Genomic DNA, 14,950 nt, shown 5'->3' with positions numbered 1-14,950 from the left:
GTATATCGTGGAACTTTTCTTTTTTCCAGATGTATACGCAGACAGAGAGCTTATAGACTACTATATAGTGACCTTTGAGCTTCCCAATCTTTCCAGCGTGGAGCTTATGGAACTGGAAGGGAAGTATTACATTAAAAGGGTATTAGACTGGGAGTGCTTTAAAAGGGATGCAAAACACATAGTGCTTTATGAGCTGGGAGATGAAATAGATAGGTTTTCGGACGTGGAGGAGGCGCTAAAAGTAGCTTACAAGTTAGCTTACGACGAAGCTGTCAGAAGAGGTGCTAAGGACATTCTACCAGCTATAGGTGTGGGCAATCCTCCCATGGATGTAATAAAAAGAGTCTTTCCTATTGAGTTTTTGCTGGAAGAATTTCCAGAAAACCTGGAAACCTATCTTGACCATCTCATAAGAAACCTTTACACACAAGAAAAATCTGGAGGAGATTGATGGAAAAGGGATTACTGCCTGCTTTAGAAGAGCTAACACCCACGAAAATCGTAGAAGAGCTGAGTAAGTACGTTGTTGGACAAGAGGAAGCAAAAAAAGCAGTAGCAATAGCCTTAAGAAACAGATGGAGAAGGCAGAAACTCCCCCCCCATTTGAAAGATGAAGTGGCACCAAAAAACCTTTTAATGATAGGTCCCACGGGTGTGGGAAAGACAGAAATAGCAAGAAGGTTAGCCCAGCTTATCAAAGCTCCCTTCATCAAGGTAGAGGCTACCAAATACACAGAGGTAGGTTATGTGGGAAGAGACGTGGAGTCTATGGTTAGGGAACTGGTGGAAGTTTCTTACCAAATGGTAAAACAGGAACGAATGCAGGAGGTTAGAGAGAGGGCAAAGAAAAATGCAGAAGATAGGTTAATTGATTACCTAATACCACAACAGCTTAGTTTTGGCTCAAGGATCTCCCAAAGCGCGGTCGATAGGTCTTACATTAGGGAAAAGCTCAGAAGGGGAGAATTTGACGACAGGGTCATAGAGATAGAAGTTCAGGAGAAAATTTCTCCCGTATTGGGCATAATAGGCCCACCGGGTTTAGAGGAGCTTGAGGATCAAATCAGAAACCTACTGGGAGGCATGGTGCCCCCACGGAAAAGGAGAAAAGTAAAGGTTAAAGAGGCTCTGCAGATATTGGAGCAAGAAGAAGCTGAAAAGCTGATTGATCAGGAAGAGATAGCATCGGAGGCTGTTTATAGGGCGGAAAATTTCGGTATTATCTTTATTGACGAGATAGACAAAATAGCAATAAAGACCCACGGAGTTGGTCCAGGTGTTTCTCGGGAAGGTGTGCAAAGAGACCTTTTGCCCATAGTAGAGGGGACGGTAGTTAGAACCAAGTATGGACCCGTAAAGACTGACCATATACTTTTTATAGCCGCTGGTGCGTTCCACATGTCCAAACCTTCCGATCTTATTCCTGAACTGCAGGGACGTTTTCCTATAAGGGTGGAGCTAAAACCACTGACTAAAGAAGACCTTGTACGTATTCTAGTAGAACCTCAAAACGCTTTGGTTAAACAATACGTGGAGCTTTTAAAAACAGAGGGGGTAGATTTAGAATTTACTCAGGACGCAATAGAGGAGTTAGCTTCAATAGCGGAGGATATAAACAACAGGGTGGAAAACATAGGGGCTAGGCGGCTATACACCATAATGGAACGGCTATTGGAGGATATATCCTTTAATGCTCCTGAACTTTGCGGACAGCGTATCATAATAGATAGTAAGTTTGTTAGGGCCAAATTAATTGGTTTGGTAAAGGACATGGAACTTTCAAGGTATATTCTATAATGGAAGGATATATATACAGTTTTTTAAGAAGGTTAGAGTATCTGGTTTCTCAGCAGGGAAGGTCAATTAACATCATCCTTTACGCTAAGAAGATAAAGCTACCCCCAGAGGCGTCCCTACGCATATCGTTCTTTTACTTAGATATCTTTGAAATGCTCCTTGAACTGTTGAACAACATAGAATTTTTAGAAGGGGAAAATAAAAAGGATTACTTTTTGGAGCTTGCCCTTGAAGCTTTATCCTTAATATTAATATCCTTGCCTTCCTTGAGCGCCTTCTCGCCAGTGTTTGCGGATAGGGAGTTAGCAAAAGATGTTCAAGAGGTAGTCTACCTCTTGGAAGATACATTTATCAGCTGGAATGAGGAAAAAATTAGAACCGCCTCTCAGTATATCAATAGGGTTTATCAACTGCTAAAGTTTCACCTATACTCCGCTGCAAAATCCTACAAAAACATGAGCTAAGCCCTTATCTTCTTCACGAAAACCAAAATTTTAGCTACTGCCCTGTAAAGTTCTGGTGGGATCTCCTCAAAAACTTCCACCCCTATAAGCGCAGAAGTTAGTTCTTTATCTTCTACAATCGGTATGCCCTTTTCTTTTGCAGTCTTTATTATCCGCTCTGCTAATTCTCCAAACCCTTTTGCGACGACAACAGGGGCATTGTCCTTGCTTGAATCGTATCTTATTGCTACCGCCTTTTTCCTTTCTGCCATGTTACACCACTAAATAAAGGTTTGTACTGTGAATTTCCCCTTTTATGACTTTCTTTAAATCCTGAAGGGTAGGGATAAGATTAACCACGATTTCCTTTACCTTGATGTTCTCTTCCTTCAACATGCTTTCTAAAATATGCTTAGATGTTTCAAGATTGCTGTAGAAAACTTCAGAGTTCGTATAAAAGCGCAGGCTCAAGTCTTTTTTATATAAAAGCATAGCGGAAATAAAACCTTCTGGGTAATTGAGGTTTACAAAAACTCTATATTCGTCTTTGCTTGATCTTAGAATGATGCTTGCCTTTCGGCCTTCCCACTTGAAGGGAACGACCAACACTCCATCATTCGCCATAATTCTTTGTGCTTGGATAATAATGTTTAGACGTTCTATCCACTGAAGGCCGTCCCTCTCTATCCTTTCCCTCAAAGGCAAAAGCTTTTCTCTTTCTTCCAGAAGACCTACAAGCTTTCTATGGCTCTCTCTCAAATCTTCAATTTTCCCATTGTCTAGCGCCTTTATGAAGTTATTAAGTTGTTCCTTTATTTCTGTATCCTTAAGGTAAAAGACCATTGTTTTTAGCCTTTCAAAAGCCAAATTCAAACTTTTGCCTGCTGGTGTGTGGAGTAAGTTTTGGATTTCTCTGTAAAGAAGGTGGATGAGAACGTCCTTATCCCCCCGTTCCATCGTTCCTAAAATCTGCCTATTTCCTGAGCTTTCTATGAACCTTATAAACTGGGCTAACTCCCAATTGTTTAAGTTTTCAAGATAGAGGTTTCTCAAAAGATTTCTTATTTCGGCTAAATTTTCTGTCTTGTTCATGATAGCTAAGAAGAGGTTTTTTATAGAATCAAGACTTTGGACATTATTTTCTTGTATGTTAAGCTGGCTTTGCACATCTTCTGCTAAGCTTAAAAGATTCAGTATTATCTGAGCCTTTGCATCTTCTAAGATTTCCTTTAAGCTTACTTCCCCTCTAAGATGAGACAAAAGCTTTCTCTCGTAAAAAAGGCCTGAGTTTCTTATTAGAGATGCTATGTCCTCCTCTTCAAGGCTGAACAGAAAACTTTCCGAAGGTCCAAAAGCAATATCTAAAATTTGGTCTATACCAGTTTTTCTTTGAAGTGAGATTATCCTCAAGCTCAAAGGATTTTTACCCTCAAGGGCAAGCTCCAAGTAATCCCCTTTTTGCACCTCAACATCGGACATATTCTCAGCCAATATTTCTTGGTTATTGTTTAGCAATATCCTCAGGTTCCTTCCGTAGGCTTCCAACACGTATCCCTTTAATCCACCTGAACTTTCTGAGAAAGCCTGGAGAAGACTTTCAGGAACTGTGGATAGCAATCTAAGGTTTAACTCCTTGCTCACATTCCCCGCTCTTAGACCTTGAGAGGTTTCCAAAGCATGCTGTAGGAAGACGCCCTCTATGCGACGGATCTCCATAATCTTATCTATCGTCTGCTAAGGCTAAGGCTAAAGCACCCCTTGCCATGCAAAATTCACCGCACTTAGAAAAGTCAAGTTTAAAGCACTGAGAAGGAAATGCTTCCACAGCTTTCTTCAGACGAGTTTCCATATCATCCATAAACTCTCTAAGCTGTTGTATTAGCCCACCCCCCAAAACTACCCTATCTGGGTTAAATATATGAACGGCGTTCATCAAGCCTATGGTAAGGTAGTCCTTAAAGGTCTCTATAGCTTCCTGTGCCTTTTGGTCTCCCTCCTTTGCTCTCAGCACTATTTGGTAGTCTTTTAAGCTTTCTCCAGCAGAGAGTTTTTTGTATATCCTTTCCAATCCGTAAGAAGAGCAGTAAGCTTCCAAACATCCGCGCCTTCCGCAACTGCAGAGCTCTCCATCCTTCTCTACTATGTGATGACCTAATTCTAAAGCGCTCCCACAGCTACCTAAGAAAACTCTACCCTCGCAAACAAAACCGGCCCCCAAGCCTGTACCTATGGCTACGAAAAGAAGATTTCTACTGTCCCTATGATCGTAATACCACTCTCCAAAAGCTCCTGCGCTCACGTCGTTTAGCACAAATCCGCTTATACCTTCCTCCAAAAGCAGTTTTTTTATATCCACTCCGTCCAATGCTGGTATGTTTGGAGACCGATAGACCACACCTTCCAAAGAGGTAAAACCAGCCACCGCTATCCCTACCTTTGTAGGATTGCCTTCCCTTATAATTTCCCTTAGTCTTTCAACAAAAGCCTCTTTGTTTTTGGATACATTCCTTACATAGACCTTTTCGCGCTTGCCATCCTCCCACAGAACTTTTATGAAAGATCCACCAACATCAATTCCCTTCTTCATAGCTTACAGAGCTGATCTTTTCTCCTTCAAATACTATCTCAACTACAAGCTTCCTTTCCACACCCTTTACCTTCTTTCCGTAGATTAGTGTGATTCTGTTTTCCTCCACCTTTGAATCTCTCAGTTTGTAGCCCTCTTTGTTTATTTTCCTGCAGACATCTGTTAGCTTCCTAACAGGATATTCTTTACAATCTCCACCTTGAAGGTATTCTATGATCGGTTTTAGACGCTCGTCTGAACCATGGGAATCGGACTTATAGATGATTACCGCAATTATTATGGGATATAGCAATGCTAGGGCAACTATAGATCCCAAAATGAGGTCCTCAATCCTTAGCCTTTTTATAGCCATCCTTTTCTTCTTACCCAAAAAATAAGGGAGATAGTGGTTATTACCATAAGTGCCAAAGAATAAACATATCCGTATTTCCAGCGTAGTTCGGGCATGTGCTCAAAGTTCATACCGTATATGCTGGCTATAAGGGTGGCGGGTAAAAAGATGGTAGCTAAAACCGTAAATACCTTTACTGCTTCGTTTTGCCTTATGTTAATAAGTCCGAGTAAAGTGTTTTGAATACTGTCTATTTTGTCCATGTAGAAGGTGGTGTAGTCTAAGAGCGTGTGTAGGTCATCAAGTATGACCTTTATTTCCCTTTTGGTTTGAGCGTTTATCCTTGGGCTTTTTACGAAGTGAGACAGTATTCTTAGTTTTTCGTTTATAGTTTCCCTAAGGGTTATGTTTAGCTCGTCGTAGTAAGAGATGTCCTTTATGATCTCTTCCGTTTGCTCTTCAAAGACCTCCTTTCTGAGGTTTCTTATACGCCTTCCCAATATCTCAAGCCTATCTCCTATTCTATCAACCTCTATGCTAACTATGTGGGAAAACATCTCCTCTGCAAACTGAAAACTCAGAGTTTGAACTTCCACTCTCTTTTGGAAGATCATAAGAGTAGGTATGTCCCTATACCTTATGGTTACCATAAATCTACCTTTTAAAAAAAAGAATACAGGTTCTACGAGTATATCTTCCTTTTGTTGTATTACAAAAGAAAGATTCATAAATATTTTGTCTCCTTCCTCTTTATACTTACTGCTTATCTCTATGTCTCCAAAGACTTCCCTTGGTGGCATTTCAAAACCTACCGCACTTTTTAGCCAAAAGATCTCTTCTTCTGTAGGTTTTTCTACATCAATCCACAGGATTTTATCTTTTAGGATAGTGCCAAACTCATCTATGGAGTGCTCTGTAAATCCAAAGGTAGAGCTTGCGTATATTTTAATCATTCTGCACAATATTTTAACTCTGATAAAATACTGTTTCTATGAGCAAAAGAGTTATCCTGGCATACTCTGGCGGTTTGGACACGTCGGTTATAGTAAGGTGGTTGGCAGAAAAGGGCTATGAGGTAATTACCTACACTGCGGATGTGGGGCAAGGGGAGGAGTTGGAAGAGATCCCTCAAAAGGCAAAGGCTTCTGGTGCGGTGGAGGCAATAGTGGAGGACCTAAAAGAAGAGTTTGCAAAGGAGTACTGCCTACCAACGCTTAGAGCTTTGGCTTTGTATGAAGGAAAGTATCCTTTGACCGCATCCCTTTCCAGACCACTTATAGCAAAAAAGCTTGTGGAGTATGCGCAGAAGTTTGGTGCAGACTTTGTAGCACATGGATCCACCGGCAAAGGCAACGACCAGGTTAGGTTTGAGCTCTCCGTATGGGCTTTAAACCCAGACTTGGAAGTTTTGGCGCCCGTCAGGGAATGGGAGTTCAAGTCAAGAGAGGAAGAGGTAGAGTATGCCCTAAGGTTTAACATTCCAGTAAAGGTTACAAAGGAAAAACCTTACTCCATAGACAAAAACCTTTGGGGCATTTCCATAGAGTGTGGTCCTTTGGAAGACCCTTGGACAGAACCGCCGGAGGATGCCTTTGAATGGACCGTATCTCCCGAAAAGGCGCCCGAAGAAGCGGAATACGTGGAGATATACTTTAAAGAGGGGACTCCAATTGCTATAAATGAAAAGGAATACGCTAAACTGCACGAACTCATTCTTGACCTTAACAAAATAGCAGGTAGGCACGGAGTGGGAAGGATAGACATGGTAGAAAATCGCCTTGTGGGTATAAAGAGCAGAGAAATTTACGAAGCACCCGCGGCTACACTGCTGTACGAAGCTTACAGAGACCTTCTCTCTTTAACACTGGACAGATACACTTTCCACTACTTTTTAAGCCACATACCACACCATTATGCTAAGCTTGTTTACGAAGGACTCTGGTTTTCTCCCTTAAGAGAAGCCCTAGATGGCTTTACAGAAAAGATCGCAGAGTTTGTTGATGGAACAGTAAGGCTAAAGCTTTACAAAGGTAGGGCTTGGGTGGTGGGAAGGAAGTCTGAAAGGTCCCTTTACGTGGAGGACTTGGCAACTTACTCCGAAAAGGACGCCTTTGACCACAGAGCGGGAGCCCAATTTACAAAGATCTTTGGTTTGCCCCTGAAGATCCTTGGAAGGGTCAGGAGGAAATAAATGCTAATAGCGGTGCCCCTTTCGGACCAAAACCTTGAAGAGGACCTAAGAGCAGTCAAAAGGTTGGGAGCGGACATTGTAGAACTCAGAGTTGATATGTTTGAAAGGACAGAACCGGACTATGTATTAAGCTGGGTAAAAAGGGCAAAGGAGATTGGACTTTCCACTATCTTAACCATAAGAAGTCCGGAAGAGGGTGGAAGGGAAGTGCCAAATAGAGAAAGAATATTTGAACTTGTCTCTCCTTATGCGGACTACACGGACATAGAGCTATCTTCACGGGCTTTGATTCCCTACGTTAGAAACCTTACAAAAACTTCGGATAAGAAGCTCATAATCTCTTACCACAACTTTGAGCTAACTCCTGCCAACTGGATACTTAGGGAGATTTTCAGAGAGGGTATAAGATGGGGAGCAGATATAGTAAAGGTAGCGGTAAAGGCTAATTCTTACGAAGATACTGCCAGGCTTCTTTGCGTGGCAAGACAAGAGGAAGGACAAAAGATAATCATATCCACGGGAAAGTATGGGAAAATTTCAAGAGTTTCTGGTTTTATTTTTGGAAGCGTAATAAGCTATGCTTATTACAAACAAGCCACCGCTGAAGGTCAGCTTTCCTTAGAGGAGATGGTTAAACTTAGGGAGATGCTCTATTCATGAAAAACTTCTACACTAACTTAGGGCTTTTGCTGTTTTTGATTGCTTTATCTGTGGCGATAGTTCTTTACAAGCCTATGAACCTTGGCCTGGACCTAAGGGGCGGTATATCTATGGTAATCCAGCCTGACGTGTCCTATGCCATTGAACAGGAATACCAAAGACTTAGCAAAGATTTATACCAAAAGCTAAGGGAGGAGGGACTGAAGGTTTTGGACGTATTGGTAGAAAAGGATTATATTAAGGTAGAACTTTTAGAAGAGGGTGGGGTGGAAAAGATCTTGGAAAAACACTTTCCACGCCTTGAGGTGAAGAAAAAAGAAGCTAATACTTACTTTTTAGCGTTAAAAGATCAAGAACTTTTGCAGCTAAGGGATAGTGTTATAGGTCAGACGGTGGAGGTTTTGAGGAAGAGAATAGACGAGCTGGGCGTGGTCCAACCAGTGATCACAAAAATAGGTCAGGACAGGATCTTGGTAGAACTACCAGGAGTTTTAGACTTACAAAAGGCGAAGTCCATCATAGGCAGAACTGCCCTTCTGGAGCTAAAGCTGGTGGTAGAAAGTGGTAGAAGGGAAGATCTGGAAAGTAAGCTAACACCAGATCTGGAGCTTTTGCCTTCAGAGGATGGTTCCGAGTGGTTTTTGGTTGAAAAGGTAGCGGTTATTACCGGAGGAGACCTAAAAACCGCCTATACTTCTCAGGATGAGTTTGGAGGACCTGCGGTTAGCTTTGAGCTAACAGACAGCGGAGCAAACAAGTTTGGCCAATTTACGGAAGAGAACATAGGCAAAAGGCTTGCCATAGTCTTAGACAAAAAGGTAATTTCTGCTCCCGTCATAAGAAGTAGGATAACCAACATGGGACAGATAACTGGTCAATTTACGCCGGATGAAGCAAAGGAGCTTGCTATAGTTCTAAGGGCTGGAGCCTTGCCAACTAAGATAGACTTTCTTCAAGAGAGCGTCATCGGTCCCACTTTGGGAAGGGACGCTATAGAGCAGGGTATTAAGGCGGGTGTGCTGGGCTATCTGCTTTTGGCTTTAATACTTGTTTTAAGGTATAAATCATCTGGAATAACTGCCAACCTTTCTATAATATTAAACGCTTTAATGCTTTGGGCTGGCATGGTATTGTTGGGTGCAACCCTTACCTTGCCAGGCATTGCGGGTATAATCCTAAACATGGGCATAGCGGTAGATTCCAACGTGCTGATCTTTGAAAGGGTCAAGGAGGAGCTAAGGCTTGGAAACAGTCCAAGGAAGGCAATAGACTTAGGCTACAAAAGAAGCCTAAATGCAGTGTTTGACACCCACATAACCCTTTTGGTAGCAGCCCTAATACTCTTTCAGTTTGGCAGTGGTCCAGTAAAGGGCTTTGCCACCACTCTAACCTTGGGCACCATAGCGTCTTTTATATCCAACGTCTATTTTGCCAAGTTCTTGTTGGAAGTGCTTTATAAACTGAGACTTTTTAGACTCTAATATGTACGACCACATCATCATAAAAGGAGCAAGACACCACAACCTAAAAAACATAGACCTACTTATCCCAAAAAACAAACTGGTGGTCATTACAGGGCCTTCTGGCAGTGGAAAGTCTTCCTTGGCTTTTGATACTATCTACGCAGAGGGCCAAAGAAGATACGTGGAATCTCTGTCTTCTTACGCAAGGCAGTTTTTGGGAGTCATGGAAAAGCCAGAGGTAGATGTGATAGAGGGGCTTTCTCCTGCCATAGCCATAGACCAAAAGACCACTTCAAAAAACCCCCGTTCTACGGTTGGGACGGTGACGGAAATTTACGACTACATGAGAGTGCTTTGGGCTAACGTGGGAAAACCACACTGTCCCGAATGTGGAAGGCTTTTGGAAGGCTTGTCCGCCCACGAGATATTGGACAACGTCTATCAGAATTTGGAAGGTAAGAAAATAACAGTTTTAGCTCCGCTCGTAAGAGGAAAAAAGGGAGAGTTTAAGGATCTTCTTAAGGAGTTGGACAGGAAGGGCTTTAGCAGGGTTAAAGTGGATGGGCAATACATGAGAATAATAGAAGTTCCACCCCTTGAAAAAAACAAAAAGCACGACATAGACTTGGTGATTGACAGACTTACTTTGGAAAAAGAAGAAAGGGCAAGGGCTTTAACTGCCATAGAAAGAGCCTTTGAGTATTCAAAGGGGCTTGTGAAGATAGAGGACGCAGAAAGTGGTAAGGAGTGGATCTTTAGCCACAGCAGAACCTGTCCAGACCACAACTTTTCCATCCCAGAGCTAACCCCAAGGCTCTTTTCCTTTAACTCTCCCTACGGTGCCTGTCCAACCTGCAAAGGTCTTGGTGTGAAGTGGGAAATAAACTTAAAGCTTTTGGTAGATGAAAAACAACCAGCAGTGGATGCTTTTAGGATCACTCAGTCTGGTTTTTTTGACTATCTTAGATTTCCCATATTCAACCTTCTGAAAAGGTTAGGCTACGATCCAAGGACTACCTTTGCGGACCTGCCTCAGTCTGTAAAGGAATTTCTGCTGTATGGTGGAAGTCTCTTAAAGAGTGAGTTTGAAGGTATCGTCCCTCACTTAGAAAGAAGATTTATGCAAGAAGATTCAGAAAAGCTAAGGGAAGAGATAGGACAATACATAAGGGAAAAGCCCTGTCCCGCCTGCAATGGCTCAAGGCTCAGACCAGAAGCCCTCGCGGTTTTGGTCAATGGCAAAAACATATACCAAGTTTGCAGTATGCCCATAAGTCAGGCAATACAGTTTTTCCTGGAAACAAAACACAAGCTCACGGGTAAGGACTACATAGTAGGAGAAAGGCTCATAAAAGAGATCACAGACAGGCTTGGCTTTTTAAAAAAGGTAGGTCTGGATTACCTTAACTTAGCCAGAAGTGCGACCACTTTATCCGGCGGAGAAATGCAAAGAATAAGACTTGCTACTCAAATAGGATCTAAGCTTACAGGAGTTTTGTATGTGTTGGATGAGCCTTCCATTGGTTTGCACCCAAGGGACACCCATAAGCTTATAGAAACTCTGAAGGACCTGAGAGACCTTGGAAACACAGTTATAGTAGTAGAGCATGACCCAGAAACTATTATGGCAGCAGACTGGATAATAGACTTAGGCCCTGGAGCTGGTAAAAATGGAGGGTATGTGGTAGCTCAGGGTACACCCAAAGAGGTAATGGAAAATCCAAACTCTTTGACGGGGGACTACTTGTCTGGCAGACTTTCCATACCTGTTCCAGAGAAGAGGAGAGAGCCGGGTAAAAAATGGCTAAAAATATTAGGAGCAAGAAAACACAATCTAAAGGGCATAGACGTAAAAATACCAGTGGGGCTTTTTGTTTGTATAACTGGTGTTTCCGGAAGTGGAAAATCTACGCTTATATACGACATTCTTTGGGAGTATGCAAGGGGGCTATTCTACGGGGCAAACGTGGATGTGGAGGGTGTGGATCGTATAGAAGGTTTGGAACACTTTGATTATGTGATCAATGTAGATCAGTCTCCCATAGGAAGGACGCCAAGAAGCAATCCAGCAACTTATACAAAGCTCTTTGACCACATAAGAAACCTCTTTGCCCAAACTCCAGAGGCAAAAGCCCGTGGCTACACTCCAGGTAGGTTTTCCTTTAATGTGCCTGGCGGTAGGTGTGAAGCCTGCGAGGGGGACGGAGTTATAAAGGTTGAAATGCACTTTTTACCTCCAGTTTATGTTACCTGTGAAGTCTGCAAAGGCACAAGGTATAACAAGGAAACCTTAGAGATCAGATACAAAGGAAAGAACATTGCAGAAGTTTTGGACATGACCGTAGATGAAGCTTATGAATTTTTCTACAATCATCCACCCATTCGCAGAAAGCTTGAGCTGTTAAGAGACGTAGGTCTTGGCTACATAAAACTTGGACAGCCTGCTACCACATTGTCGGGTGGAGAAGCCCAAAGGATCAAGCTTGCAAGGGAGCTTTCAAAAAAAGAAACGGGAAGGACCCTTTACCTTTTGGACGAGCCTACCACCGGACTGCACATGGACGACGTAAAAAAGCTAATACAGGTTCTCCAAAGGCTTGTGGATAGAGGAAATACGGTAGTGGTTATTGAACACAACTTAGATGTCATAAAGTGTGCTGATTGGATCATAGACCTTGGTCCGGAGGGCGGAGACGGAGGTGGGCAGGTGGTAGCAGAAGGATCACCAGAGGATATAATGAAAAATGAGAGTTCTTATACTGGAAAGTATCTCAGGGATTATCTAAGTAGAACTTGTAAGGTATAATTTTTCAGACCAAGGCTTAGGAGGATAGCACATGGCAAAGATATACTACGATAGCGATGCTTCTTTGGATGTCTTAGCAGGAAAAACTGTAGCCATACTTGGATACGGCAGTCAGGGGCATGCCCACGCACTAAACCTAAGGGATAGCGGAATTAACGTAATAGTTGGGCTTCATCCTGGCAGTAAGTCAAGGGAAAAGGCTTTAAAGGATGGCTTTGAGGTTTATGAGCCTTCAGAAGCGGTAAAAAGGGCAGACATTATAATGTTTCTCACTCCAGACACCGTCCAGCCCCAGCTCTATAAAGAGTGCGTTGAGCCACATCTTAACCCTTCAAAGACCTTAGCCTTTGCCCACGGCTTTAACATACACTTCAAACAGATCGTGCCACCAAAGGACGTGGATGTTTTCATGGTTGCTCCGAAGGGACCAGGGCACTTGGTAAGGTGGATGTATGAAGAAGGAAAAGGTGTGCCTGCTCTTGTAGCGGTATATCAGGATGCTACTGGCAATTGCAAAGAGAAAGCTTTGGCTTACGCAAAGGGGCTTGGATGCACAAGGGCAGGAGTTATAGAGACTACCTTCAAGGAGGAAACAGAAACGGACCTTTTTGGGGAACAGATGGTGCTCTGTGGAGGTGTTACAGCTCTTATAAAAGCTGGGTTTGAGACTCTTGTGGAGGCAGGCTATCAGCCAGAGGTGGCATACTTTGAATGTTTGCACGAGCTAAAGCTAATAGTAGATTTAATATACCAGTATGGAATAGCAGGCATGAGATACTCCATATCGGACACCGCAAAATACGGAGACCTAACGAGGGGTGAAAGAATATACAAAGTAGTCAAACCCCTGATGAAAGAGGCCCTTGAGGAAATACAAAAGGGAGAGTTTGCAAGGGAGTGGATTTTGGAAAATCAAGCAGGTAGGCCTGTCTTTAACGCCTTGCTTGAGAGGGATAGACACCACCTTATAGAAAAGGTGGGAGAAGAGCTCAGAAAGATGATGCCTTGGATCACAGGAAAGGAGCTAAAATGAACCTAACAAAAAGAAGGGAAGCCCTAAAAAAGCTATATACTCCCATAGGAGTTTTGCTATACAAGCTTCACCTTCCACCTAACTTTATCACCATTCTTTCCGTCATAACGGGTATGCTCTCTGCCTACTTTTTCTGGCACGGCAAACTCTTGACTGCGGTTAGTTTTTTGATGGTTTCTGGCATGCTGGACCTGATGGACGGTGTGGTGGCAAGAATGTCGGACAAAGCTTCCAAGTTTGGGGCAGTCTTTGACTGGATGGCTGACAAGTGGGTGGATGGCTTTGTGCTTGGGACTGTGGGGTATTTCTACGCGGGTCCCTTCACTGCTATAGTGGTTACGACAGCCTCTATGCTTCACTCTTTTGTAAAGCCGGTGGTTTATTCAGAGGTAGGTTACAGTGCAAGAGTAAAGGGTAAAATACAGGATCCTCTGGAAGGTGTGGGCTTTTTTGGAAGACCGGAAACCCATCTTACCTTAATCCTCTTTGCCATACTTGAGAGGTTTGACTTTCCCGTCGGACTTTCCTTTGGCATAAAGCTAATAGCCCTTTTAACTTTGCTGTCCCTCTTTGTGAGAATAGCCTACCTTTACAGACACTTTGGGAGGGTTTACGAAGAATGAGACCTTATGTAATAATCGTCTCTGAAGTTAGTGTGGATGGAAAGCTCACACTCTACAGAGGAGCATCAAGCAAAGAGCTTATGAGTTTGATGGACATGGAAGCCTACAGATACTTGCACGAAATAAGGGCTAAGGTAGATGGGATCATGGTGGGATGTGAAACTGTGCGAACAGATAATCCAAGCCTTACGGTAAGATATGCAGAGGGTAAAAATCCTGTGCGCATTATTCCATGCTCAACCGCCAATGTGCCATTGGACGCCAACATATTCTCAAAGGATGCACCTACTATAATAGTCTCAACCCTTAGAGCACCAAAGGAAAGGATAGACAAGATAAGAGAGCTTGGTGCGGAGGTTTGGATTGTTGGGGAGGACCTTGTGGATTTTGAAAGACTTCTTCCCATGCTTTACGAGAGGGGGATAAAAAGCCTGATGGTAGAAGGAGGCTCTTCCATAAATTGGGAGTTTGTAAAAAGGGGTTTTGTGGATGAAATAAGGCTTATACATCTTCCTGTGATTGTAGGTGGTGAGAACGTGCCCACCTTGGTAGGAGGTGAAGGCTTTAAGAGTCTAAAAAATCTACTCCCTCTTAGGCTCAGAGGCCACTTTAAAAGGGGACACCATCTGATAACGGAGTGGGAGGTAGTTAGATGAGCGAATACTTGGGTATTCTGATATTTTTCTTCGTCGCCTTGGCTGTGGGTTTTGTTTTCACCTTTATAAACAGCATCCTTGGACCAAGGACCAAAGAGAAAATGGAAGACTATCCTTATGAGTGTGGAGTCCCTCTTTACGACCCAGAGGCGAGGGGAACCTTCAAGCAAGGATATTACATTCTTGGATTACTTCTTATTCTCTTTGATATAGAAGTTGCCTTTCTCTTCCCATGGGCAGTAGTCTTTAAACAGATAGGAATCTACGGACTTATAGAGGCTGTTCTGTTTATTGCCATACTGTTTTTAGGCTTTGTCTATGCCTGGAAAAAGGGCGCTCTGAAGTGGCAGATGTAATAAA

16 protein-coding genes are annotated in these 14,950 nt (G+C 42.9%); 11 read left to right on the top strand and 5 right to left on the bottom strand.

The window, feature by feature from the left end; translation table 11 throughout:
* Positions 1-7 precede the first annotated feature (7 nt).
* The 3 genes from V7P40_RS07180 to V7P40_RS07170 are packed head-to-tail and all read left to right on the top strand — an operon-like array spanning position 8 to position 2,261.
* On the top strand, positions 8-451 hold the full coding sequence (locus V7P40_RS07180) for a hypothetical protein (RefSeq protein ID WP_333785294.1): 444 nt from the start codon (positions 8-10) through the stop codon (positions 449-451).
* A 14-nt stretch (positions 452-465) separates the two neighbouring features.
* Positions 466-1,797 carry an ATP-dependent protease ATPase subunit HslU gene (gene hslU, locus V7P40_RS07175; protein WP_333785312.1) on the top strand — a complete coding sequence of 444 codons (1,332 nt, stop codon included), beginning with the start codon at positions 466-468 and terminating at the stop codon, positions 1,795-1,797.
* Complete coding sequence (locus tag V7P40_RS07170) at positions 1,797-2,261, top strand: hypothetical protein (protein ID WP_333785293.1); 465 nt, start codon at positions 1,797-1,799, stop codon at positions 2,259-2,261. Before hslU ends, V7P40_RS07170 begins: the two co-directional genes overlap by 1 nt.
* Here V7P40_RS07170 and V7P40_RS07165 read toward each other — a convergent pair.
* The 5 genes from V7P40_RS07165 to corA are packed head-to-tail and all read right to left on the bottom strand — an operon-like array spanning position 2,258 to position 6,111.
* Positions 2,258-2,512, bottom strand: coding sequence for an EscU/YscU/HrcU family type III secretion system export apparatus switch protein (locus V7P40_RS07165; protein WP_333785292.1), 255 nt, complete (start codon positions 2,510-2,512; stop codon positions 2,258-2,260). The two genes, V7P40_RS07170 and V7P40_RS07165, sit on opposite strands and share 4 nt — an antisense overlap.
* A gap of 1 nt (position 2,513) precedes the next feature.
* Positions 2,514-3,956: a hypothetical protein gene (locus V7P40_RS07160; protein WP_333785291.1), complete on the bottom strand. Its 1,443-nt coding sequence runs from the start codon at positions 3,954-3,956 to the stop codon at positions 2,514-2,516.
* Positions 3,957-3,960: 4 nt separating this feature from the next.
* Positions 3,961-4,827, bottom strand: coding sequence for an ROK family protein (locus V7P40_RS07155; protein WP_333785290.1), 867 nt, complete (start codon positions 4,825-4,827; stop codon positions 3,961-3,963).
* Entirely contained in the window at positions 4,811-5,179 is a 369-nt protein-coding gene (locus V7P40_RS07150) for a hypothetical protein (RefSeq protein WP_333785289.1), read from the bottom strand. Before V7P40_RS07150 ends, V7P40_RS07155 begins: the two co-directional genes overlap by 17 nt.
* Positions 5,170-6,111: a magnesium/cobalt transporter CorA gene (corA, locus tag V7P40_RS07145; protein ID WP_333785288.1), complete on the bottom strand. Its 942-nt coding sequence runs from the start codon at positions 6,109-6,111 to the stop codon at positions 5,170-5,172. Before corA ends, V7P40_RS07150 begins: the two co-directional genes overlap by 10 nt.
* Before the next feature lie 38 nt (positions 6,112-6,149).
* On the opposite strand from corA, the gene V7P40_RS07140 reads away from it, so the two are divergent.
* The 8 genes from V7P40_RS07140 to V7P40_RS07105 are packed head-to-tail and all read left to right on the top strand — an operon-like array spanning position 6,150 to position 14,946.
* Positions 6,150-7,349: an argininosuccinate synthase gene (locus tag V7P40_RS07140; RefSeq protein WP_333785287.1), complete on the top strand. Its 1,200-nt coding sequence runs from the start codon at positions 6,150-6,152 to the stop codon at positions 7,347-7,349.
* Complete coding sequence (gene aroD, locus V7P40_RS07135) at positions 7,350-8,009, top strand: type I 3-dehydroquinate dehydratase (RefSeq protein ID WP_333785286.1); 660 nt, start codon at positions 7,350-7,352, stop codon at positions 8,007-8,009.
* Entirely contained in the window at positions 8,006-9,490 is a 1,485-nt protein-coding gene (gene secD, locus V7P40_RS07130; protein ID WP_333785285.1) for a protein translocase subunit SecD, read from the top strand. Before aroD ends, secD begins: the two co-directional genes overlap by 4 nt.
* A gap of 1 nt (position 9,491) precedes the next feature.
* Entirely contained in the window at positions 9,492-12,278 is a 2,787-nt protein-coding gene (uvrA, locus tag V7P40_RS07125) for an excinuclease ABC subunit UvrA (protein WP_333785284.1), read from the top strand.
* A gap of 31 nt (positions 12,279-12,309) precedes the next feature.
* A complete protein-coding gene (ilvC, locus tag V7P40_RS07120) occupies positions 12,310-13,311 on the top strand; it encodes a ketol-acid reductoisomerase (RefSeq protein ID WP_333785283.1) in 1,002 nt (333 codons plus the stop codon).
* A complete protein-coding gene (locus V7P40_RS07115) occupies positions 13,308-13,934 on the top strand; it encodes a CDP-alcohol phosphatidyltransferase family protein (RefSeq protein WP_333785282.1) in 627 nt (208 codons plus the stop codon). Before ilvC ends, V7P40_RS07115 begins: the two co-directional genes overlap by 4 nt.
* Entirely contained in the window at positions 13,931-14,590 is a 660-nt protein-coding gene (locus V7P40_RS07110; protein WP_333785281.1) for a dihydrofolate reductase family protein, read from the top strand. Before V7P40_RS07115 ends, V7P40_RS07110 begins: the two co-directional genes overlap by 4 nt.
* Positions 14,587-14,946 carry an NADH-quinone oxidoreductase subunit A gene (locus tag V7P40_RS07105; protein WP_333785280.1) on the top strand — a complete coding sequence of 120 codons (360 nt, stop codon included), beginning with the start codon at positions 14,587-14,589 and terminating at the stop codon, positions 14,944-14,946. The genes V7P40_RS07110 and V7P40_RS07105 overlap by 4 nt, the downstream gene beginning before the upstream one ends.
* The last annotated feature ends 4 nt before the right edge of the window (positions 14,947-14,950 follow it).

This window comes from Thermocrinis sp. (assembly GCF_036781485.1).
GTDB lineage: Bacteria > Aquificota > Aquificia > Aquificales > Aquificaceae > Thermocrinis.
Note: the sequence above shows the minus strand (reverse complement) of the source record. Positions and strands in the feature narration are given on the sequence as shown.